Genomic DNA, 22,108 nt, shown 5'->3' with positions numbered 1-22,108 from the left:
GTCCGCCTTCGCCCACCGGCGCCCCGACGCCGGTGGGCGAAGGCGGTGCCACGAACGGGGGGACGCCCGCGCGTGGACGCGCACATCACCTGTGCGGGGGACCGCGACCGTCGGGGCCGGGGAGCACGCCGACGGCCGAGGTCTCACTCGCCCGTGGGGGTCCGGACGCCGTCCCCCCTGTCACTCACGTACTACATCCGAGTCGCGCGATGAGCGGGGACGGGCACAGGATCGAGAAACGCTGACGTCGCATCACTGCGGCCAACGTTCACTTTCCCCTCCGCGCGAAGGAGATGTGCGCAGGATGACCACCACATCCGAACGGGTTGCAGGTTCGCGGGCGCGCCAGGCGTCGCACCATGTCTCGCAGTCCGTGTTCGACGGTTCCCGGCTCCGAGTCGTCCTCCTGGTCGACGTCCACGACGGCGCCCAGCAGGAGTTCCTCGACGCCTACGAACAGCTGTGCAACCAGGTCGCGTCCGTCCCCGGGCACGTCAGCGACCAGCTGTGCCAGTCGATCGAGAACCCCTCGCAATGGCTCATCACCAGCGAGTGGGAGAGCGCCCCGCCGTTCCTCGCCTGGGTCAACAGCGAAGAGCACGTGCGGATGGTGGAGCCGCTGCACAGCTGTGTGCGCGACACCCGGTCCCTGCGCTTCCACGTCGTCCGCGAGACCGGCGGCCCGGCGGCGGACGCCGACCCGGCAAAACGGCGGCTCCAGACGGCGCCCAGGATCGGCGACGGTGTGATCCGGCACGCCCTCACCTTCACCGTCAAGCCGGGCAGCGAGGAGATCGTCGCCAAGATCCTCTCCGACTACGCCTCGCCCGAGCCGCAGGTCGACGACACCACCCGGCTGTGCCGCACCTCGCTGTTCATGCACGGCAACCGCGTGGTGCGGGCCATCGAGGTGCGAGGCGATCTGCTGGCCGCGCTGCGCCACGTAGCCCGGCAGCCCGAGGTCCGCGCCGTCGAGGAGGCCATCAACCCCCACCTGGAGCAGGACCGGGACCTCGACGACCCCGAGTCCGCCCGCGTCTTCTTCACCAGGGCCGCGCTGCCGGCCGTCCACCACGTGATGGCGGGGCGGCAGGGCCCCGCGGCCGAGCGGTACGCCCTGTACTACCCGGCCCGGCCGGACCTCGGTATGAAGCTGGCCGAACTCCTCTCCCGCCAGGACGAGGCGGCGGCGGACGACCCGCGCAGCCCGGTCCTGCGCAGCACCATCTTCCAGCGCGACGACGTCGTCGTACGGCTCATCGACGTGCGCGACGGGCTGGACGCCGCCGACCCCGCCCAGATCCTGGGTCTCACCGACCCGGCACAGGTCGCCGAGCTGACGACGCTCCTGGACGAAGCCGGCACGGACGCCACCGCGTCGAAGGACGCCGGCATGGCGCGCCTCCTCGAACTCGCGCGCATGGACCTCGTCACCGACCGCCGGTCGCCGGACGCCTGATCCACCGTCCCGTGGGAGAGGCGGGCACCGCCTCTCCCACGGGTGGTGCAGCACATCAACGGAGGAACGCGTGATCACATCTCGTCCCCACATCGTGAGCATGAGCGACGTCGAGCCCAACCGCCGGCGAGGCGGTGACCTGCGTGCCATGCTCACTCCGGCCGCCGTCGGCGCCACCAGCGGTTTCATGGGTGTGGCCCTCATCGAGCCCGGTGACCGCATCGCCGAGCACTACCACCCGTACTCCGAGGAGTTCGTCTACGTGGTGTGCGGGCAGCTGGAGGTGGACCTCGACGGCGAGCCGCACCCGCTGCAGCCCGAGCAGGGGCTGCTGATCCCCCTCAACGTGCGCCACCGCTTCCGCAACGTCGGAGACGTGGAGGCCCGTATGGTCTTCCACCTCGGCCCGCTGGCGCCGAGCCCGCCGCTGGGCCACGTCGACACCGAGGGAACCGACGCCGAGTCCGCGGCGGTGGGGGCGGAGGCGGCCGCACGACGTCAGGTCCGGTCATGACGCGACGAGTGGTGGTCACCGGCATAGGCATCGTCGCTCCCGGCGGCATAGGCGTACCGGCGTTCTGGAATCTCCTGGCGGAGGGGCGCACGGCGACTCGGGCCATCACGTTCTTCGACCCGTCCGGGCTGCGCTCCCGGATCGCCGCCGAGTGCGACTTCGACCCGGCCGACCACGGTCTGGACGCACAGGACATGGAACGCTGCGACCGCTACATCCAGTTCGCACTGGTCGCGGGCGGCGAAGCGGTACGGGACGCCGGTCTCGACATGAGCGCCGAGGACCCGTGGCGCGTCGGTGTCTCGCTGGGCACCGCGGTCGGCGGCACCACCCGGCTGGAGAACGACTACGTCCTGGTCAGCAGCAGCGGGCAGCACTGGGACGTGGACCACCGCAAGGCGGGCCCGGAGCTGCACCGGGCGTTCTCGCCGAGCACGCTCGCCTCGACGGTGGCGGAGCGCTTCGGGGCGCGCGGTCCGGTGCAGACCGTCTCCACGGGCTGCACCTCCGGGCTCGACGCGGTCGGCTACGCCTTCCACACCGTGCAGGAGGGCCGGGCCGACGTGTGCATCACCGGCGCCTCGGACTCGCCGATCTCCCCGATCACCATGGCCTGCTTCGACGCGATCAAGGCCACCTCCCCGAACAACGACGACCCGGCCCACGCCTCGCGTCCCTTCGACGCCGACCGCGACGGGTTCGTCATGGGCGAGGGCGGCGCCGTGCTCGTCCTGGAGGAGCTCGAGCACGCCAGAGCCCGCGGCGCCCACGTGTACTGCGAGCTCGGCGGGTACGCCACCTTCGGCAACGCCTACCACATGACCGGCCTGACCAGCGAGGGCCTGGAGATGGCGCGGGCCATCGAGGACGCCCTGGACCGCGCACGGCTCGACCCCACCGCGATCGACTACGTCAACGCGCACGGGTCGGGCACCAAGCAGAACGACCGTCACGAGACCGCCGCGGTGAAACGGGTGCTGGGCGCGCACGCCTACGACACCCCCATGAGTTCCATCAAGTCGATGGTGGGCCACTCCCTGGGCGCCATCGGGGCGATCGAACTCGTCGCCTGCGTGCTGGCCCTGACCCACCAGGTGGTACCGCCGACCGCGAACTACGAGACACCCGATCCCGAGTGCGACCTCGACTACGTCCCGCGCGTCGCTCGCGAGCGCAAGCTCGGCAGTGTGCTCTCGGTGGGCAGCGGATTCGGCGGCTTCCAGTCCGCGGTGGTCATGAACCGGCCGAGGGAGAAGACACGATGAGCGAATCCCGTCCCCGGCGCGCGGCCGTCACGGGCATCGGTGTGGTCGCGCCCAACGGAGCCAGTACCGAGACCTTCTGGAAGTCCACCGCGGAGGGCATCAGCGCTCTGGAGCGGATCACCCGGGAGGGCTGCGAACACCTGCCGCTGAGGGTGGCGGGCCAGGTGCGCGACTTCGACCCGTCGGCGGCGATCGAGGAACGCTTCCTGGTCCAGACCGACCGGTTCACGCACTTCGCGATGGCCGCGGCCGACCTCGCGCTGGACGACGCCCGGCTGCACCGGACCGAGACCGACGAGGCGCCGTTCTCCGTGGGCGTGGTCACCGCGGCGGGTTCCGGCGGCGGCGAGTTCGGCCAACGAGAACTCCAGCAGCTGTGGGGCAAGGGCAGTCGATTCGTCGGCCCGTACCAGTCCATCGCATGGTTCTACGCCGCCAGCACCGGCCAGATCTCCATCCGCCGTGGCTTCAAGGGACCCTGCTCGGTCGTCGCCGCCGACGAGGCCGGCGGCCTGGACGCCCTCGCCCACGCGGCACGGGCCGTACGGCGTGGCACCGACGTGATCGTGGCCGGTGCGACCGAGGCGCCGATCGCGCCCTACTCGGTGGTCTGCCAGCTCGGTTACCCAGAGCTCAGCACGGTCGACGACCCGACCCGCGCCTACCGTCCGTTCACTTCCGCGGCCTGCGGGTTCGTGCCCGCTGAGGGCGGTGCCATGGTCGTCGTGGAGGCGGAGGGCACGGCCCGGGACCGGGGGGCGCGCGTGCGGGCCCACCTGGCCGGTCACGCGGCGACCTTCACCGGGGCCTCCCGCTGGGAGGAGTCCCGGCAAGGCCTCGCCCAGGCCATCCGAGGAGCCCTGGCCGAGGCCGGCTGTGCTCCCGAGGAGATCGACGTCGTCTTCGCCGACGCCCTCGGCGTGCCGGAGGCGGACCGTGCCGAGGCTCTGGCCATCGCCGATGCTCTCGGGGCGCACGGCACCCGTGTGCCCGTCACCGCGCCGAAGACCGGGATCGGGCGGGCCTACTGCGCGGCGCCGCTGATGGACGCCGCGACGGCGGTGCTCTCGATGGAGCACGGCCTGATCCCGCCCACCCCCCAGGTCTTCGACATCTGCCACGACCTCGACCTCGTGACCGGCCGGGCCCGTACCGCCGAGGTACGCACGGCGCTGCTGCTGAGCCGGGGACTCATGGGTTCGAACTCGGCGCTCGTGCTGCGGCACGCCGCCGGCGACGCCTCGTGGTGAGGCGCCGCGGAGCAGGAGAGGAAGGGAAGGACATGACCGACCGCATCACCGTGGAAGAGCTGGCCGAACTCATGAAGAAGTGCACCGGTGTCACCGTCACGCCGGAGGAACTAGGCCGCGACGACACGGCCTTCGAAGGTCTCGGCGTCGACTCGCTGGGCCTGCTGGGCATCGTGGGCGAGCTGGAGAACCGGTACGGCACACCGATGCCGACCGACGCCGAACGCTCCAAGTCACCCCGGCAGTTCCTCGATCTCGTCAACAGCGCACTGCTGACAGGAGCATGAGATGACCGGACACACACAGAACGAGATCACCATCGCGGCGCCCCTGGACCTGGTCTGGGAGGTGACCAACGACCTGGAGAACTGGCCGCGGTTGTTCAGCGAGTACGCCTCCGTCGAGATCCTCTCCCGGGAGGGCCACCGGACGACCTTCCGGCTGACCATGCACCCGGACGAGAACGGCACCGTATGGAGCTGGGTCTCGGAGCGCGAGCCGGACCGCGAGACCCTCACGGTCAAGGCCCGCCGGGTCGAGACGGGCCCCTTCGCCCACATGGACATCCACTGGCGGTACGAGGAGGTACCGGCCGGCACACGCATGGTCTGGACCCAGGACTTCGCGATGAAGCCGGACGCGCCGGTCGACGACGCGTGGATGACGGACAACATCAACCGGAACTCCAAGGTGCAGATGGCCCTGATCCGCGACCGCATCGAGAAGATCGCAGCGGAGCGCGGTGCGGCGCACCGTCTGAACGACTGAGCCGGACGGAGAACCACCCCATGCACCAAGCTCTGATCGTCGCCCGGATGGCCCCCGGATCGGCGCCCGACATCGCCAAGGTGTTCGAGGAGTCCGACCGGGGGGAGCTTCCGCGGCTCGTCGGGGTGACCCGGCGCAGCCTCTTCCAGTTCGGCGATGTGTACATGCACCTGATCGAGGCCGAGCGCGATCCCGGCCCCGCCATCGCCGAGGTCGCCGGGCATCCCGAGTTCCGGGACGTCAGCGAGCGGCTGGCCGCGTACGTCAGCGCGTACGACCCCGAGACCTGGCGTTCCCCCAAGGACGCCATGGCGCGGCGCTTCTACGTGTGGGAGCGCGAGCCGGCGGGCTGACAGCCGCCCGTGACGACCGGTCGCCGGGTCCGCGACGCCGCGGACCCGGCGACCGGCGGTCTGCGGCGCCGCGGCCGGATCAGCCGGGAACGTGGCAGTCGAACGCGTGGAGGTAGGGGTTGACCGGCCTGACGTCGTCGATGACCAGGCCCGCCTCGGTCAGCCGGTCCACCATGCTCTGCGTGGTGTGCTTCGCCCCGCCCACGTTGAGGAGCAGCAGCAGGTCCATCGCCGTGCTGAACCGCATCGAGGGCGTGTCGTCGACGAGGTTCTCGATGACCACGACCCGCGTCCCGGGGCCACCGGCCTCACGGACGTTGCGCAGCGTGCGGGCCGTGCTCTCGTCGTCCCACTCCAGGATGTTCTTGATGACGTAGACGTCGGCCTTCGCCGGGACGGCCGTGCGGACGTCGCCGGGCACCACACGCGCACGGTCCGCGAGGTCGCCGCCCGCGCGCAGCCTCGGCAGGGCGTTCTCCACCACCCGGGGGAGGTCGAGCAGCGTCCCGAGCATCGCGGGGTACTTGTCCAGCAGGCTCGCGACCACGTGCCCCTGGCCGCCGCCGATGTCGGCGACCGACGCGCACCCCGACAGGTCGAGGAACTCTGCGACATCGCGCGCCGACTGCACGCTGGAGGTCGTCATCGCGCGGTTGAAGACGTCGGCCGACTCCGGGGCGTCCTCGTTGAGGTAGGGGAAGAACTCCTTGCCGTACAGGCCCTCCACCACGTTGCGGCCGGTGCGCACCGCCTCGTCGAGCTTCGGCCAGGCGTCCCAGGTCCACGGCTCGGTGCACCACAGCGTGATGGCGCGCAGACTGTTCGGGTCGTCCTCGCGCAGCAGCCGGGAGACGTCGGTGTGCGCGAACGCCCCGTCCGGCTGCTCGGCGAAGACGCCGTAACAGGACAGGGCCCGCAGGAGCCGTCGCAGCGGGCGGGGTTCGGTCTTCACCGCGGCCGCGATGTCCTCCACGGCCATGGGGGTGTCACCGAGGGCGTCGGCGACGCCCAGCCGGGCGGCCGCGCGCAGGGCGGCGGCACATGCCGCCCCGAATGCGAGTTCCCGCAGCCGCATGGACGGCGCGGGGGCAGGCTGAGTGGTCGTCATGTGCCGCCTTCCTTCCTTCTCGGGTCGTGTGAAACACGAGGATCACGGGGCATGCGTGCGAGCCCCGGGTTGACGAAGAGCGAGGCGGGCGGTCAGCACAGGCCGGTGGGCCGGGACGAACCGCAGGAGTTGTCCTGGAAGGTGTTGCCCTGACCGGGGTCGGCGTTGACCAGGTCTGCGGGGGAGTTGCCCTGCAGCAGGTTGGCGTCGATCCGGTTCCGCTCGCTGGGGGTGCCCACCAGGCTCTTGTACAGGACGATGCCTCCCGACAGGGAGGAGCTGCCGACGTTGTCCTTGATCACGTTGTGCGTGATCAGGTTGTCGTCGGCACCCGTCACCACGATGCCGGATCCCTGCAGGGCGTCCAGCCGGGCGGTCTTCGGGCAGGACTTGTTGTTGCGCTCGATGCGGTTGTTGCGCACGGTCACGAACCCGGCCTTGGGCTTGTTCTCGTCGCCGACGACGAAGACCGCGGCGCAGTTACCCGTGATCTGGTTGCCGTCGACGGTCAGGTTGCGCAGCCGGCGGACCGTGACGCCGATCCGGTTGCCCTCCAGCCGGTTGTGCTCCACCACGGTGCCCTCGGTGTCCACGGCGCCCTGTTCCTCCTTGACCGTGTTGGCGAGGAGCAGACCCGCGTCGCCGTTGTCGCGGGCCGTGTTGCCGCGGAACACGCCACGGAGCGAGTACTCGGTGGCGATGCCCCACACCCCGTTCCTGACCGCGGTGACGTCCCGCACGGTCAGGCCGTCGGCCTCATGGGCGTAGACGCCGGTCTTGGCGAAGCCGGTCACCGTCAGGGAGGCGATGGTGACGTCGTCGACGCCGTGGTCCTTCGTGCCCGTCACGCAGATGCCGTTGCCGGCCGCGGCACAGCTGCCGGGGGCCTTCGCGCGGGGTGACGCGGTGCCCGGGGCGGTGGTGGCGGTGCTCGTACCCGCCGCCGGGCGGAGCACCGTACCGCGGCCCATGCCGTGCAGGGTGAGACCGGGCGTGGTCACGTCGACGCTCCCGTAGTGGGTGCCGTGCGCGAGCAGCACGGTGTCGCCCGGCCGGGCGGAGTCCACCGCCTTCTGGATCGATTCCCCGGGCCTGACGACATGGACCGTGTGGGCGGCGGTGGGCGGAGCGGCGCCGAGCCCCGTCCCGGCCAACGCCGCCAGGCACGCCAGAGGTGCGATATGGCATTTCTTCATACCGCGCAGGTTATGTCCTGTATATGCAGAATCAGCGTGTTGGTCCATCCGGCGGCGTGGCACCGCCGGTCACCCGGGACACGTCAGGAGATCCACGCGTCGGTGTGCCGATGCCGGTCCAGACGCACGGCCGAGAACTCGTCCTGGCCGGCGCTCGTCACGACTCCCAGCCGTCGCAGCGCTTGGGAGACAGGGCTGCCGGACGGTGGGAAGGGCTCGCCCTCCTCCACTCGGAGCGGTCCGAGGACGATGTGGCCGCCGTGCCACACGGCAGCCCGCTGCTCGCCCGCGCCGCCGAAGTATTCGACCTCCACGTAGGCCACAGGCGCACCGGCCGACCACTCGGAAAGGACCTTGCTGAACCCGGACGGGAGGCCCCGGAAGCCGAACGCGACTTCCTCGCCGCTGTATGCGACGGCTTCGCGCAGCACGCCCGTCAACGGCATCAGTGACAACCCCTGCCCGATCGACGCCGTCCGTGCGGCAGCCAGGCCCCGTACGGCCACACGCAGTGTTTCCTCCGCCGCGATCACTGCTTGCAGGTCGTAACTCATGCAGGCTCCTCCTCGTTCGAGTCCCCATCATCTCCAACGACGGCACAACATCGTCGAGTTGTCCCGCGCCGCACCGTTCATGGCCGGCAGCCGTCCAATGGACACATGTGGCGATGCCGCCTCACCCCCGGGGCAGGAGGAGCCGGGCGAGGACGGCGGTCGCGAGGAGGAGGGCGGCGACCGTGAGGAGGCCGGTCTGCATGCCCGGAAGGGCGAAGCCCCCGCCGGGGCCCGAGAGCAGACCGCCGAAGAGGGCGACGGCGAGCGCACCGCCGGTCTGGCGGACGGAGTTGAGGAGCCCGGAGGCGGTTCCCGCGCGCTCCTGGGGGACGACGTCCATCAGCAGCGCGGTCACGGCGGGCACCGCGAGCGCACCGCCGACGCTGAGCGGCAGCAGCAGGACGAGCACGAGCCACAGCGGGGTGTGCACGGCGAGCGGCAGCATGGCCAGCATCGCCCCGGTGAAGACGACCTGCCCCGTGACGATGACCGCGCGTCGCCCGACACGCTCGGCGAGGCGCGGCGACACCAGATTGGTCGCCGTCACGACCGCCGACATCGGCACGAACATCAACCCGGCCGCGGCGGCCGACATGCCGCGCAGCTGCTGGTAGTACAGCCCGAGCAGGAAGATCCCGCCGTAGAAGGCGGCGTTGACGGCGAAACCGACGGCGAGCGGGACGGCCACCCGGCGGTCCCTCAGCATGGCGGGCGGAACCATCGGCCGGGGGTGCCGGGCCTCCACCGCGCGGAAGGCGCATCCGGAGACGAGGGCGAGCGCGGCAGCGCCCAGGACGGGTCCACTGGTCCAGCCCAGGTGGCCGCCCTCGATCACGGCGAACGCCAGTCCCGCCAGAGCCAGCACGGCGGTGAGCTGACCGGCGAGGTCCAGCGCGGCGGGCCGGCGCGGGGAGCGCGGCACCCGGATCAGCAGGCCCAGGACGACCGCGCCCACGGGGAGGTTCAGCAGGAAGACCGCCCGCCAGCCGGCCGTGTCGGTGAGCAGCCCGCCCAGCACCGGCCCCGCTGCCATCGCCACCGAGCCGCCGACCGTCCACAGGGCGATGGCCCGGGCCCGCGCCCGCGCGTCCTCGTAGGCCTGCCGGATCAGTGCCAGCGAGGCCGGCATGACGATCGCTGCGGCAGCGCCCTGCGCAACGCGCGAGGCGACCAGCACCCCGATGCCGGGTGCCAGCGCGCAGGCGAGGGAAGCAAGGGTGAACAGGGAGATGCCCCAGCCGTAGGCGCGACGGGCGCCGGTGCGGTCGGCGAGCGCGCCCGCCGAGAGCATCAGAGCGGCGAACATCAGGGTGTAGGCGTCAACGACCCACTGAAGTCCCGACATTCCGCTGTCGAGGGAGCTCCGGATCGAGGGCAGCGCGATGTTCACCGCCGAGACGTCGACGGTGATCAGCGTGAAGCCGAGAAGCGAGGCGACCAGGGCGGCGCCGCCTCGCCGCGGCGCGGTGACGGTCCCGGGGGACGGTACGCGGGGCCGGGCCCCGTCCGGCGTACGTTGCCCCGGCCCGGGCGTCGGCGGCTCTGCCTCGTGCCCGGGAGCGGAGGTGGTGGAGGAGGGCAGGGAAGGGGTGGCCGGCATGGTGAGCTCCTGAAATCCGTGAGGACGGCTGGGGAAGGGACCGGAGAAAGGGGCGGGCGGCTGCGGCGCGCCGGGCCGCGGTCCGGTGTCGTGCACCCCCTGGGCCCCGGCGGCCGGGCCGCCCGCTCCAACACCGACTCTCCGCCCCACCCGCGGTCGGCAACAGACCGCGCTCTGCCCCGGGTGTGGCGTTCCTGGCCCTGACACGGCCCCCCACACCTCTTGACCGCCTGCGACAATGAGCGGATGACAGCAGCAGCGGATGCGAGGGGCACTGAGCTCGGCCGATACCTGAAGGCCCGCAGAGCGCAGGTGCGCCCGGAGGATGTCGGACTCCCGGCCGGCGCGGGTCTGCGCCGCACACCCGGACTGCGCCGCGAGGAGCTGGCCGCGCTGGCCGGAGTCAGCGTCGACTACTACATCCGCCTGGAACGCGGCCGGGAGACCAACCCCTCACCGGCCGTCGTGGACGCCCTCGGCCGCACCCTCCGGCTGCGCGGCGACGGCTTCGAGCGCCTGCACGAGCTCGCGGAGCTGGCCTCCGGACGCACCACCGAGCTGCCGGCCTGTTCGGACCACGAGGTGCGCGACTCGGTGCTGCGGATGCTGGAGTCGGTGCGTCCGCTGCCCGCCTATGTCGTGAGCCGGTACAACCGCGTCCTGGCCGCGAACCCGCCCGGCCGGCGCCTGATGCCCGGGCTCTGGGACTGGCCCGAGGACCAGCGGAACCTCACCCGCTACGTCTTCCTCCACCCGGTCGGCCGGACGCTCTACGAGCCGTGGGAGGAGACCGTCGCGCTGTCGGTCGCTCATCTGCGGGCGGTCGGCGGGGCCGACCCGGACAGCCCCGAGCTCACCGCACTCGTCGGCGAACTGATGCTGAAGTCACCGCACTTCGCACGCCTCTGGGAGCGATACGACGTCTGCGAACGCGGCGGCGGCCAGAAGTCGTTCCGGCACCCCAAGGCCGGCCCGATGACACTGACCTACGAGGTCATGCGTCTGGCCAGGACGGGCGGCCAGCGCATGGTCGTCTACCAGGCGGCCCGCGGCACCCCGGACGAGGCAGCCATGCTCCGCCTGGACTCCGAGCACACCCGCCCGGAGCCGGCAGCACGCGGACACGCGCTGTCGGCGGACGGCCCGGCCACGGCGGAAGCCGCGACCCTCTAGTTCAGCAACGGGCCACGCCCGCTTGGGTGTTGCCGGTGGAGGCGAAGGGCGCTGGGCACGTACGCTCACCGCGTGGTGCACACTCATCTGACCTTCGAGAACCCTCCCGCGCTGCCTCACGAGGTCGTGGTCGAGACGCTGGAGCGGGCTCTGCGTGACCGCGCGGCCGAGGGGGAGGCTGCGAGCGTCCTGGTCGGAAGCGCGTTGAACGATGACGACATGGAGTTCGTCGAGTACTGGTGCGTGCAGGTCGGGACACGGGCGGTGCCGGGCAGTCCGCTGCTCGGGCTGGCCGGTCTGTGCCTGGGACACACCGCCCGACGCTTCGGGCGCCTCAGCGAGGAAGCGCTCGCCCTCGTGAAGTCGCTGGCGGAGCGCGCCGAGGCCGACCCCTCGGACGTGGACGGCCGGGCCGTCGACGGGTACGACGACGTCCGGGACTTCCTGCACCTGTGGTGAGGCGCGGCGCGCGGTCGGGCGATGCCGGGTGTCCTGCGCAGCCCATACGCCGCGGCACGCTCACTGCCGACCGGACAGGGATCCACACCTGCACCGCCGACGCACAGCTCGGCTCGGAGTCCCTTCCCGCCGCTGGAAACAGTCACTTCACTGTTCCTCCTCGGGCAGCGGCCGCTCAACCGGAAGGAGTGCCCGGAGCCCGCACGCCGAACCACTGCTCGGCGCCGTAGTCCTCGAACCGCCCCGCCTCGGTGAACCCCAGCTTCGCCGCCAAGGCCATCGCCCGTTCGTTGGCGGTCCGGGTGGAGATCACCACCGGCTCGCCGGGATGCGCGTCGGCGAACCAGCCGAGCACCGCCGCGCACGCCTCGGCGGCATAGCCGCATCCCCAGACTTCGGGCAGCAGCATGTAACCCAGTTCGGCTTCATCGGCCTCCGGCCGGACGTGACCTGGACGCTCCGGGCCACGCCGATCAAGGGTGACCATACCGACCATCGCTCCGTCGAGATCGATCACGAAGAGGCCGAAGCGACGCCCGGGCACCTCGGGGATCGCACGCTCGAGCTCATCACGGGGCCGGGCACCACCGACGTAGGTGCCCACCTCCGGCGACGCGAACAGCTCGATGAACGCCGCCCGGTCCTGTGCCTCGGACGCGCGGAGAACGAGTCGCTCGGTCCGTAAGGGGGCGGGCGGCCAGCCGGGCCCGAGTTCAGTCATGGCGGGCAATGTAGCGCACCAGGCGAGCGTCCTCGCCGCGACCTCGGATCGCGGGCGACGGCCGCTGCCGAACGGGGCCGAGGACCCAAGCCCGGGCGCTGCCCCCGGCGTTCTGCCGGCCCGTCGGGCCGGCGCCTGCTGCCGTCAGCCGTCCGTGGGCTCGGGCTGCGCCCCGCCGTCGGGTGCAGCCTTCCCGCTCTGCGCGGGCGCGCTGTAGAAGACGGACCTGCCCTGCTTGGAACGCTCGGCCCCGCTCTTGGCCACGAGGCTCTCGAGCGTGACGCGTACGACCTTGGGAGAGATGTCGCGGTCGGGGTGGGCCTGGCCGAGCGCCGTGGCGATCTCGGCGGCGGAGCGCGGCTCCTTCTGCTCGGCGAGGTGGCGGCGGATGAGCTCGACCAGGGTCAGCTCGGCGGCCTGGGCGGTGCTCGCCTTCCTGGCCGCGGACTTCCGGGCTGTCTTCTTCGCGGGGGCGGTGGTCGACTTGCGTGCCTTCTGCTTCCCGCCGGCCGCGGCGTCGGCCTTCTTCCGCCGCGGGGAGGGCACAGTGGCGCTGTCGGACTCGACCGCGGACCCCGCCCGGGCCTGAGTGATGCCGAGTGCCTGCTGCATGCTGACCAGCACGCCGTGGTCATGCTGCAGAGCGGCGAGCCGTTCCTGCAGGGAGGCGATGTCCGCGCTGATGCGCTCCTGTTCCTTGAGGTTCGCCTCAAGGTCGCCCGTCACCTGGGCGATGTACTGCGATGCCAGTTCGGTGGCGGGAGTTGCTGTCTCGGGCATGGCGCTGACCCTTCCTGTGTACCGCACGTGGTCCTGGTGGGAGATGGTACGGACAAGAGCACGTGCTTGTTCCCGGTGAGCAGCGTCCTTTTCCTCGGTGTCAGCCTCCGGTCCGCGATGCCGAGTGTCAACGGGACGACAGGCAGGCCGAGTTGTCGTTCAAGGTGAGAGCGGCAGCCGGCGGAAGACTTCATCGGCGCCCGCACAGGCGGGCGAACATTGCGGTGTCTGCGGGCGTGCAGGCGGGGCATACGGGCTGCATCCCCTTCGAGAGGAGCTCGTCATGCTCGGCATAGTCGCGGCAGTGCTGTTCTTCCTGGCGTTCCTGATCAACGCGGCTGAGATCAGCACCAACGATGTGTTCTCTTCGACGAACGTCATGTTGCTGGGATTGATGTGCTTGGCGCTGCAGGTGGCCGGCGTCGGAGGAGGCTGGGCCCGCCGACGCTGACCTGACGCTCCAGCAGGTCCGGTGACGTCTGGCCACCGGACCTGCGTCGACGTGAGGATGGCCGGACGGTCCCGAGGGACATGCGGCTGCTACCTCCCGGCGCTCCTCAGCCCGGCACGCGCCAGGTAGCTGCCGAGGTGCTCAGGGCTGTCAGCGGCCAGACCGATGTGCTGGTCCGGGCGGATGAGGAACAACCCGGTGCCCAGTTCCTGCGCGAGCGGCCCGCCGGTCACCTGGTGGATACGCAGACCCGCCGCCTCGGGGGGCGGAGCACAGTTCACCGCGAGCAGAGTGAAGTCCGGGCCCCTCAACAGCTCGAAGAGGTTGCGGCCGGAGCCCTCGGTGGTGACGCAGGGGAGGTCGGGCGCGCGGTCGCCGGCCTGGAAACCGGTCGGAGAACGGCGCTTCCGCGCGTCGGTCGAGAGCTCACTGTCGCGGTAATGCACCGACAGCAGGTGGCAGACCCGCCCCCGGTAACGCGCCTGCTCGTCGGCGTCCTGGGGTGTGCGGCCGGCCCGGTACAGGCGCGTGCTCAGGTCCAGCGTGTCCGCCGCGGCAGCCTGGCGCTCGGCTTCGTAACTGTCCAGCAGCGCGTCCGGGGCACCGCGACCGATGACCTGGCCCAGCTTCCAGCCGAGGTTGTAGGCGTCCTGTACGCCGATGTTCAGCCCCTGGCCCCCGCCGGGCGGGTGCACGTGCGCGGCGTCCCCGGCGAGGAAGACGCGCCCTTGACGGAAGCGTTCGGCCATCGCGGTACGAGGCCGGTAGAACGAGAACCACCGCACGTCCGTGACGGCGTCGGAGGGCAGATGGGTTCGGGCGGCGACCAGACCGCGCACGGTCTCGGGCGTCGCGGTGAACTCCGCACCGGTGATCTTGGCGTTCAGCTGGAAGTCGGTGGTCCCGGGCAGCGGGCACAGCAGCAGTTCACCCGCCGGATCGGGCCAGATGTGCCAGTGATCGCGATCCAGTCCCGCGACCCGGACGTCCGCCACCGCGGCCGAGCGCAGCCCGCTCTCCTCACCCTTCATGACGATGCCCAGGGACTCACGCACCGTGCTGTGGCTGCCGTCGGCGCCCACCACGTAGAGCGCCGACATCCGGCGACGGTCACCGTCCGAGCGCGTCACCTCGGCCGTCACCTCCGTGTCCGTCTGCGTGAGGGACGTGAGCCGGGCACCGCACTCCAGCGTCCCGCCCAGGTCGAGCAGCCGATCGCGCAGGATCTCCTGCGTGCGCCACTGAGGGACCAGCCACGGCCGCGGGTGCCGTGACACCGGAGCCTCGGGGTCCGGCCGGATCAGCTGCCACTCTCCCCGGCGTTCGCCGTCGCGCCAGGTCTGCATCGGCGGGAAGGGGGAGCCGGCGGCCGTGAGAGCCTCGACGACACCGAGGTCGTCGAAGGCCTCCAGGGTGCGTGACTGCAGGCTCTTGCCGCGGGACCCGGGGAGGAGCCGGTCGCCGGCCTCGACGACATGGGTCCGCACACCACGCCTGGCCAGGTCGCAGGCGAGAGTGAGACCAGTGGGGCCGCCGCCGACGACCAGCACGTCCACGTCCGGCTGCCGCGGTGGCTGAGGGGTGGGATCGGGCACGTCTCCCCGCTTTCTGCCGTTTGACCCGGCACTGGGTGCATGGAGCGGCGCTCTGCCGCACTATGCGAAATGTCCCCCGTGGGCCGGGCGGCCGCGCCCCGGGCCCGCCCGGTTCCGCCCACATGGCGGCACCTCCGCACGCGCTCAGGAGTACACATGGCTCACGTCGCCGCCTGCCCGTTCGACTTCAGTGAGCGACTGACCTTCGACCCGTCACTCGGAAGGCTCATGGCCGGCGGCCCGGTCAGCCGTATCCGGCTGCCCTACGGCGAAGCCGACGCGTGGTTGGTCACCGGCTTCGAGGGGGTACGTCAGGTGACGACCGATCCGAGGTTCAGCCGGGCCGGCATCGTCGGCCGCGACTACCCCCGGATGACCCCCGAGCCGATCGTCTCGCCGGAGTCGCTCAACGTCATGGACCCGCCGCGCAGCACCCGACTCCGGCATGCCGCCGCCCGGGCCTTCACACAGAGCGGCGTGAAGCGGATGACGCCGGCCATCGAACAAGTGGCCCATCGCCTCGTGGACGAGATGGTCGAGCACGGCCCGCCGGCCGACCTGGCCCTCGGTCTGTCCGCGCAGCTGCCCAACCACACGATCTGCGCCTTGCTGGACGTACCCGCCGCGGACCGGCCCCTCATGCTGCGCCACACCCAGCAGATGCTCACGACCGCCCCCGAAGCCCGACAGGAGGCGGCCGAGGCCAAGCGGTTCCTGCGCGCCTACTTCACCGAGCTCGTCGCCGAACGCCGGGGGAAAGGGGGCGACGACCTCATCAACACCATGGCGGCCTGCGAGAAGGGGGAGGAGCCCCTGAGCGACGACGAGCTGGCCGTTCTGGCGCTCACTCTCATCCTCAGCGGCAACGACACGGCGACCTGCCAGATCAGCAACATCGCCTTCACTCTGCTCACCCGTCCTGATCTGCTGGATCTGCTGAGGCGCAGTCCCGGGCAGCTGCCCCGGCTGCTGGACGAACTCCTGCGGCACATCCCCTTCCGCAAGGGCGTCGGCATCCCGCGCATCGCCCTGGAGGACGTCGAGGTGGCGGGCGTGCTGATCCGCGCCGGCGACTTCGTCCACGTCTCCTACCTCGCGGCCAACCGGGACCCCGCGGTGTTCGAGGACCCTGACGCCCTGGACGTCGACCGTTCGCCCCACCCCCACATGACGTTCGGATGGGGCAACCATCACTGCATCGCCAGCACGCTCGCCATCGCGGAACTCAGCACCGCGATCGGGGTCCTGTTCACCCGCCTGCCCGCCCTGCGCCTGGCGGTTCCGGCCGAGGCCGTGCGCTGGGACACCCGGACCATCCGGCGCTTCCCGATGGAACTGCCCGTGGCGTGGTGAGACCTCGACCCGGCGAATGAGGCAGTACGCCGTCACGACAGCAGCATGCGCGTCCATACGACGGCCAGGAAGGTGCAGGCGAGCGTGAACAGGCCCTGGACCACAGCCGTGACGGGCATCCTCAGGCGGGCGTGCACGACGGCGCCGACCGCCGCCACCGCCGGCACGCCCCAGACGACGAGCAGTGCCAGGACCGGGATGTCGGAGGAGCGTGCGGTCGACGGGGCGTCAGGCGAGTGCATCCTGCTCAAGCCGACCACGACGTGCAGCGCCACGGCGACGACGACGATGACCGCGTCCGCGACCAGGAGCAGCAGGGCGACGGCGACGTCGATCAGCCGGGAAGGACGCTCGCGCAGAGGAGGCGCGAGAGCGTCCTGCTCGTCCGCATGCGGTGGGGTCATGACATGACTGCAGCACGGAATGAAGCATTCGACACCTCCCAGGCTCGGGGAGGACCCGACTGTGACGTCGCGGACCGACAGCGGCTGCGTCCCGATCACCGCCGATTGATGGGATGAGTAGGGGCTGAAAGTGCGGATTCCTCCATTGAAATCCGGTGTTTCGCTCTATCCATCCCATCAATCGCGTGCACACCCGTTGACATGAACGGGTCGCATGGTTGACCTTCGTCCCTGGTACCAGGGCGCTCCGGAGTCTCGTCTCCGAGCGCACCCCCCTTCCCCTTCGTCGCAGGGACGCCCATGACGAGTCGGACCAACAGACGTCAGTTCCTCGCGGCGGCCACGGTGGTGGCTGCCGCGACCACCGCAGGAGGCCTGTTCGGCGCCCGGGGCGCGCAGGCGGCACCCCGCACCCGCGGCACCTACACGCCCGACTGGGAGTCGGTCGACCGGCATACGCCGGCCCCGGAGTGGTTCAAGGACGCCAAGTTCGGGATCTACTTCCACTGGGGCGCCTTCAGCGTCCCCGCCTACGAGAGCGAGTGGTACCCGCGCCACATGTACATCGAGGGCAGCGCGGCAAACAAGCACCACGTCGCCACCTACGGCTCGCCTTCGGACTGGCCCTACCGCAACTTCATCGACGGAGGGAAGGATCTGGCAGGCAGCACCGTGCAGTTCGCGCCCAAGTTGAAGTCGGCGGGCGGCGGCTTCGACCCGAAGGAATGGGTGCAGTTGTTCGTCGACGCCGGTGCCCGGTTCGCCGGACCCGTCGCCGAGCATCACGACGGCTTCTCGATGTGGGACAGCAAGGTCAGTGAGTGGAACTCGGTCGCCAAGGGCCCGAAGCTCGACCTGCTGCGGCTCTTCACCGACGCCATCCGCGCCAGGGGACTCAAACTCCTGGTCGCCATGCACCACGCGTACCACTTCAACGGCTTCTTCGACCATGTGCCCGCGCAGACCGACCCCGGCCTCAAGAAGCTGTACGGGCAGTTGAGCCCGGCCGAGGAGAACCAACTCTGGTACGACAAGCTCAAGGAAGTCATCGACCGCGCCCGCCCCGACGTCCTCTGGCAGGACTTCAAGCTCGACGCCGTCGACGAGAAGCAGCGGCTCGACTTCCTGGCGTACTACTACAACCAGGCCGAAGCGTGGGGCACGGAAGTCGTCGCCACCTACAAGGACGGCATGAGCGACCGCGGTCAGGTCTTCGACTACGAGCGCGGCGGACCGGGCGACCTCACCGCCCCGTACTGGCTCACCGACGACAGCATCTCCAGCTCCAGCTGGTGCTACACGGAGGGCATCGGCTACTACAGCATCCAGCAGATGCTGCACTCGTTCATCGACCGGGTGAGCAAGAACGGCAACATGCTGCTCAACATCGCGCCCAAGATGGACGGCACCATCCCGCAGGCGCAGAAGGACATCCTGCTGGGCATGGGCGACTACCTGAAGCGGTTCGGGGAGTCCGTGTACTCGACCCGCGCCTGGACCGCGTACGGCGAAGGCCCGACGAAGATGGGCGGCGGTGCCTTCACCAACCCGACCGCCGGCACGGCACAGGACATCAGGTTCACCCGGAACAAGGCCAACACCATCCTGTACGCCACCGTCCTGGGCTGGCCCGGGAGTTCGCTGACGATCGGGACGCTCAACTCCGACCGGATCGACCTGACCTCGCTACGGTCGGTGAAGCTGCTCGACGACGAGGCCGGTCACTACATCACCCTGCCCAGGCCGGTCCAGGGCGCGACCGGCCTGCGGGTGACCCTGCCGACGACAGCGCCGTTCCCTGCCCACGCGTACGTCCTGAAGCTCGAGTTCTCCGGTCGGATTCCCGCTCTGCGCCCCCTGATCGGTGCCGTGGTCTTCCCGGACTCCGGCTACCACGGGCCGGCCGCGGTCCTCGCCGTCGGCGACTACGACGGTGAGCAACTGCGCCTCGCAGGTCTTAGGCCCCGCAGTCTTTCCTCCCTGCGGCTGGCCCCCGGCTACCAGGTGACCGCCTACTCCGGAGAGGACTTCACCGGGACCTCGTGGACCTTCACCACCGATCTCCCCGACCTGCGGGGCACGGGCGGCAACGACAAGGTCGCCTCGCTCAGGGTCCAGTTCGCGCCGTCCTCGTACTTCCGGATCACCAACGTCACCGACGGCCTGGCCCTGGACTCCGGCGGTGACGTCGTCGCCGGCTCCGACCTCAAGCAGTGGAACTGGGACAACGGCCCCAACCTGCACTGGCAGGCGGTCGAAGTCGGCGGCGGCTACTACAAGCTGGTCAACCGCGCCAACGGCATGGTGGCCGACGGCTGGGGTGCCGCCGCCGACGGCTCCACCGCCCGGCAGGCCGCCTGGAACGGGGGCAGCAACCAGCAGTGGCGCATCACGCACCGGGGCGACGGCCGCTACTCGATCGCCAACCGCACCACCGGCCTGGTCCTCGACGGCGGCGGCAACGTGCCCTCCGGCTCCGTCACCAAGCAGTGGACCTACGACGGCAGCACCAACCTGATGTGGACCTTCACGGCTCTGTGAGGCCCGCCGGCGGTCGGTATGCCGAGGAGGAAGGTGCCCGTGCGCTCGCCGGGAGCGACGCGGCGGCGGGGGAGAGGTGGGTCCACCCCCGGTCCTCCCCCGCGGCCCGCGACCGAAGAGGACCTCCCGGTGAGCGAGGGCCCCGCCCTTGCACTCGCGGTCAGTGGGCGCCGAACAGCGACCGGTTGGCGATGTCGAGGATGAACGGGCCGACGTGGGCGGGGTAGCGGTCCACGATCGCCTTCTTGTACGCGTCACCGTCGTCGCCGAGCAGCTCGCGGGCGTCGGTGAGGTAACGGCGCACGTCCGCATAGATCTCGGGCCCGGTGGGCAGGCCGTGGCCCGCCAGGATCGTGTCGTAGCCGGACTCGGCGGCCAGCGCGTCGACCGCCTGCTGCCAGCCGGTGATGTCGTTGTTGCCCAGGTAGAGGTGGACGTCGTTGTACACGAGGTCCTGAGCGACCAGGACGCCCTGCTCGGGCAGCTTGATGAGCAGTTCGTCGGCGGCCTCGCCACCCGAGAGGGCCTCGAAGACGAACGGGACGCCGTCGATGAGTTCGGTGCCGGGGGTGAGATCCACGGTCGGGGTGAAGTCGCCGACGGGGATGACCAGTCCGGTCGGGAGCCGACTGTCGCCCCGCGCGATGATCTGCTCACGCACCACGGCCAGAGCGTGGACGGGGACGCCGAACCGGGCGGCACCGTTGTAGTGGTCGGGGTGGGCGTGGGTGACGATGAGCCGGTCCAGCGGTTTGCCCAGCCCCTTGGCGTAGGCGATCGCCTCGTCCGCGTAGGCGGGGATCAGCTGGGCGTCGATCGCGATGATGCGCGCCGGGGTCTCGATCAGCTGGGTGGTGGTGTGGAAGCTGTCCGCCGGGGACATGTAGCTGTGGATGCGCACCGCACCCTTGTCGAGGACCGTGACCGTGCCGTTCATGGGGTGCTCCCTGAGGGTGAGGGCGGCCTTGCGTCGCCCTTGATGTCCTCCACTCTCGACGCGAAAGCGCAGGCAGGCGAGATACGCTGGAGACCCGGCATGGTAGATCGAGGACATTCGGAGAGTGCGATGATCGCCCCCGCCCGTGGCGCGGACGACCCTTTGCGGGGCGGCGCCATCCCCCGGTTCGACTTCAACCCGCCCGAGGAGCGGATCCCCGGCTTCGAGATCATCGACCTGTCCACCCTGCACGAGCGACGGCGACGCCGGCGGAGTCGCCCGGACGCGGTCCACCGGGTCGACTTCCACACCCTCACCCTCATCACCGAGGGCAGCGGCGAGCACACCGTCGACTTCGTGACCTACCCCATCCGCCCGGGCACCCTGCTGTGGGTCCGCCCCGGACAGGTGCAGAGCTTCATGCGGCCGGGCACCGCGAACGGCACGCACCTGCTGTTCACTTCGGCCTTCCTGCCGCACGCCGGCAGTGCCGACCGGCTGGTCGGCGACTGGTACGGGGCCACATGCCGTCAGTTGGGCGCAAGCCCCGAGTACGCCGTGCTGTCCACCCTGCTGGGCCAGTTGCGGGCCGAGTACGGCCGGCCGCTGCAGGAGGTGTCCTCGGAGATCCTGCAACTCCTGCTGGCAACCGTGCTGTTGCAGGTCGACCGGTTGCCCCGCCCGGAGGGCGGCGGCGACCCGCACGCGGGCGGGGATGTCTACGCCCGCTTCCGCGCCGAGCTGGAGCGCTCCTACGCCACCACCCGGCGCGCAGCCGACTACGCCCAGCGTCTCGGCTACACCGTCAAGACCCTCACCCGCGCCTGCGCGGCCGCCACCGGACAGCCCGTCAAGCACGTCATCGACGGCCGTGTCGCCCTGGAGGCCCGGCGCCTGCTCGCCCACACCGACGAGCCCGTGGCGACCATCGCACGCCGCCTCGGCTTCCCCGAACCCACCAACTTCGGCAAGTTCTTCAGCCGTCACACGGGCGTGCCGCCGGGTACGTTCCGGCAGGCGCATCAAAGCCTCCAGGTGGCGCCCGGCGGGAGTGCGGCATGATCGGGAGGGATGGCTGCGAGGAGGAAAGGGGTGTCGGAGCCGTGAACGAGCAGGCGGAGATCTCCACGCCGGGGGAAGCGGCGAACGACGCCCTGGTGCTGGCCTTCGGCCGGTTGCAGGGGGCTGCGAACCGGCTGGAGTACATCCTGGGCCGGGCGCTGGAGGCGGAGTGCGGCGTCAGCCACCTGATGTTCGAGGTGCTGCTGATTCTGGGGCGGGCGGGGGAACCCGGGCTGTCGATGGGCGCCATCGCCCAGGAGCAGGTGCTGACCACGGGAGGGGCCACCCGCCTGGTGGACCGCATGGTGGCGGCCGGCCTGGTCGAGCGGGTCGAGGACCCCGCTGACCGGCGTGCGCGCCTGGTGCGCCTGACCGCAAGGGGGGAGGAGACGACGGTCGCCGCGGCTCGCGCGCACGTGGAGAACATCAAGCGCTACTTCCTGGCGCCCCTGCCGGCAGAGGACCGGGAACGGTTCTTCGAGAACCTCCGCGTTCTCAGCCACAGCGCGCGGGACATGCTGCCCCGCCTGCCCTGACGGCGCCGCCAGGGCAGGCGGCGAGCGCA

At 70.9% G+C, this 22,108-nt stretch carries 23 protein-coding genes; 14 read left to right on the top strand and 9 right to left on the bottom strand.

Annotation, left to right across the window (positions count from 1 at the left end; translation table 11 throughout):
• Window positions 1-304 precede the first annotated feature (304 nt).
• The 7 genes from ADK65_RS08950 (at window position 305) to ADK65_RS08920 (ending at window position 5,609) form a co-directional block, all read left to right on the top strand.
• The gene (locus tag ADK65_RS08950; RefSeq protein WP_053669417.1) at window positions 305-1,459 is read left to right on the top strand and encodes a SchA/CurD-like domain-containing protein; all 1,155 of its coding nucleotides are present in this window, start codon (window positions 305-307) and stop codon (window positions 1,457-1,459) included.
• Between the two features lie 70 nt (window positions 1,460-1,529).
• The gene (locus tag ADK65_RS08945) at window positions 1,530-1,973 is read left to right on the top strand and encodes a cupin domain-containing protein (RefSeq protein WP_053669416.1); all 444 of its coding nucleotides are present in this window, start codon (window positions 1,530-1,532) and stop codon (window positions 1,971-1,973) included.
• Window positions 1,970-3,238, top strand: a complete 1,269-nt coding sequence (locus ADK65_RS08940; protein ID WP_053669415.1) for a beta-ketoacyl-[acyl-carrier-protein] synthase family protein — start codon at window positions 1,970-1,972, stop codon at window positions 3,236-3,238. The genes ADK65_RS08945 and ADK65_RS08940 overlap by 4 nt, the downstream gene beginning before the upstream one ends.
• Window positions 3,235-4,488, top strand: a complete 1,254-nt coding sequence (locus ADK65_RS08935; RefSeq protein WP_053669414.1) for a ketosynthase chain-length factor — start codon at window positions 3,235-3,237, stop codon at window positions 4,486-4,488. The genes ADK65_RS08940 and ADK65_RS08935 overlap by 4 nt, the downstream gene beginning before the upstream one ends.
• 32 nt (window positions 4,489-4,520) lie before the next feature.
• Window positions 4,521-4,775 carry an acyl carrier protein gene (locus ADK65_RS08930; protein WP_053669413.1) on the top strand — a complete coding sequence of 85 codons (255 nt, stop codon included), beginning with the start codon at window positions 4,521-4,523 and terminating at the stop codon, window positions 4,773-4,775.
• Between the two features lies 1 nt (window position 4,776).
• Entirely contained in the window at window positions 4,777-5,256 is a 480-nt protein-coding gene (locus ADK65_RS08925; protein ID WP_053669412.1) for an SRPBCC family protein, read from the top strand.
• A gap of 20 nt (window positions 5,257-5,276) precedes the next feature.
• A complete protein-coding gene (locus ADK65_RS08920) occupies window positions 5,277-5,609 on the top strand; it encodes a TcmI family type II polyketide cyclase (protein ID WP_053669411.1) in 333 nt (110 codons plus the stop codon).
• A 79-nt stretch (window positions 5,610-5,688) separates the two neighbouring features.
• Here ADK65_RS08920 and ADK65_RS08915 read toward each other — a convergent pair whose 3' ends face one another.
• From ADK65_RS08915 to ADK65_RS08900, 4 genes are all read right to left on the bottom strand, one after another.
• Window positions 5,689-6,717: a methyltransferase gene (locus tag ADK65_RS08915; RefSeq protein ID WP_053669410.1), complete on the bottom strand. Its 1,029-nt coding sequence runs from the start codon at window positions 6,715-6,717 to the stop codon at window positions 5,689-5,691.
• A gap of 92 nt (window positions 6,718-6,809) precedes the next feature.
• Window positions 6,810-7,913 carry a right-handed parallel beta-helix repeat-containing protein gene (locus ADK65_RS08910; protein ID WP_053669409.1) on the bottom strand — a complete coding sequence of 368 codons (1,104 nt, stop codon included), beginning with the start codon at window positions 7,911-7,913 and terminating at the stop codon, window positions 6,810-6,812.
• 83 nt (window positions 7,914-7,996) lie between these two features.
• Window positions 7,997-8,467 (bottom strand): hypothetical protein, encoded by a 471-nt coding sequence (locus tag ADK65_RS08905; RefSeq protein WP_053669408.1) that lies wholly within the window; start codon window positions 8,465-8,467, stop codon window positions 7,997-7,999.
• Window positions 8,468-8,588: 121 nt separating this feature from the next.
• Complete coding sequence (locus ADK65_RS08900) at window positions 8,589-10,067, bottom strand: MFS transporter (protein ID WP_078955872.1); 1,479 nt, start codon at window positions 10,065-10,067, stop codon at window positions 8,589-8,591.
• 246 nt (window positions 10,068-10,313) lie between these two features.
• On the opposite strand from ADK65_RS08900, the gene ADK65_RS08895 reads away from it, so the two are divergent.
• A complete protein-coding gene (locus ADK65_RS08895) occupies window positions 10,314-11,240 on the top strand; it encodes a helix-turn-helix domain-containing protein (RefSeq protein ID WP_053669407.1) in 927 nt (308 codons plus the stop codon).
• Between the two features lie 72 nt (window positions 11,241-11,312).
• Window positions 11,313-11,699, top strand: coding sequence for a hypothetical protein (locus ADK65_RS08890; RefSeq protein ID WP_053669406.1), 387 nt, complete (start codon window positions 11,313-11,315; stop codon window positions 11,697-11,699).
• Between the two features lie 175 nt (window positions 11,700-11,874).
• Here ADK65_RS08890 and ADK65_RS08885 read toward each other — a convergent pair whose 3' ends face one another.
• On the bottom strand, window positions 11,875-12,420 hold the full coding sequence (locus tag ADK65_RS08885; RefSeq protein WP_053669405.1) for a GNAT family N-acetyltransferase: 546 nt from the start codon (window positions 12,418-12,420) through the stop codon (window positions 11,875-11,877).
• A gap of 144 nt (window positions 12,421-12,564) precedes the next feature.
• A complete protein-coding gene (locus ADK65_RS08880) occupies window positions 12,565-13,200 on the bottom strand; it encodes a hypothetical protein (RefSeq protein WP_053669404.1) in 636 nt (211 codons plus the stop codon).
• A 283-nt stretch (window positions 13,201-13,483) separates the two neighbouring features.
• Here ADK65_RS08880 and ADK65_RS38775 point away from each other — a divergent pair, with 283 nt between their 5' ends.
• Window positions 13,484-13,651: a hypothetical protein gene (locus ADK65_RS38775; protein WP_199825594.1), complete on the top strand. Its 168-nt coding sequence runs from the start codon at window positions 13,484-13,486 to the stop codon at window positions 13,649-13,651.
• 89 nt (window positions 13,652-13,740) lie between these two features.
• Here the strand turns inward: ADK65_RS38775 and ADK65_RS08875 are convergent, their stop codons facing one another.
• A complete protein-coding gene (locus tag ADK65_RS08875) occupies window positions 13,741-15,246 on the bottom strand; it encodes an FAD-dependent oxidoreductase (RefSeq protein WP_053669403.1) in 1,506 nt (501 codons plus the stop codon).
• 156 nt (window positions 15,247-15,402) lie between these two features.
• On the opposite strand from ADK65_RS08875, the gene ADK65_RS08870 reads away from it, so the two are divergent.
• Window positions 15,403-16,599 carry a cytochrome P450 gene (locus tag ADK65_RS08870; protein ID WP_053669402.1) on the top strand — a complete coding sequence of 399 codons (1,197 nt, stop codon included), beginning with the start codon at window positions 15,403-15,405 and terminating at the stop codon, window positions 16,597-16,599.
• Window positions 16,600-16,631: 32 nt separating this feature from the next.
• Here the strand turns inward: ADK65_RS08870 and ADK65_RS08865 are convergent, their stop codons facing one another.
• Complete coding sequence (locus ADK65_RS08865) at window positions 16,632-17,003, bottom strand: hypothetical protein (RefSeq protein ID WP_053669401.1); 372 nt, start codon at window positions 17,001-17,003, stop codon at window positions 16,632-16,634.
• A gap of 300 nt (window positions 17,004-17,303) precedes the next feature.
• Between ADK65_RS08865 and ADK65_RS08860 the strand changes: the two genes are divergently transcribed.
• Window positions 17,304-19,544 carry an alpha-L-fucosidase gene (locus ADK65_RS08860; protein ID WP_053669400.1) on the top strand — a complete coding sequence of 747 codons (2,241 nt, stop codon included), beginning with the start codon at window positions 17,304-17,306 and terminating at the stop codon, window positions 19,542-19,544.
• Between the two features lie 160 nt (window positions 19,545-19,704).
• Here ADK65_RS08860 and ADK65_RS08855 read toward each other — a convergent pair whose 3' ends face one another.
• Window positions 19,705-20,481: an MBL fold metallo-hydrolase gene (locus ADK65_RS08855; RefSeq protein ID WP_053669399.1), complete on the bottom strand. Its 777-nt coding sequence runs from the start codon at window positions 20,479-20,481 to the stop codon at window positions 19,705-19,707.
• 129 nt (window positions 20,482-20,610) lie between these two features.
• Between ADK65_RS08855 and ADK65_RS08850 the strand changes: the two genes are divergently transcribed.
• Window positions 20,611-21,543: a helix-turn-helix domain-containing protein gene (locus ADK65_RS08850; RefSeq protein ID WP_053669398.1), complete on the top strand. Its 933-nt coding sequence runs from the start codon at window positions 20,611-20,613 to the stop codon at window positions 21,541-21,543.
• A 41-nt stretch (window positions 21,544-21,584) separates the two neighbouring features.
• Complete coding sequence (locus tag ADK65_RS08845) at window positions 21,585-22,079, top strand: MarR family winged helix-turn-helix transcriptional regulator (RefSeq protein ID WP_053669397.1); 495 nt, start codon at window positions 21,585-21,587, stop codon at window positions 22,077-22,079.
• Window positions 22,080-22,108 lie beyond the last annotated feature (29 nt).

Origin of the sequence: Streptomyces sp. NRRL B-1140 (genome assembly GCF_001280065.1) — a bacterium.
In the GTDB taxonomy this organism is placed as follows: domain Bacteria; phylum Actinomycetota; class Actinomycetes; order Streptomycetales; family Streptomycetaceae; genus Streptomyces.
This window is presented reverse-complemented; position numbering and strand designations above follow the sequence as displayed.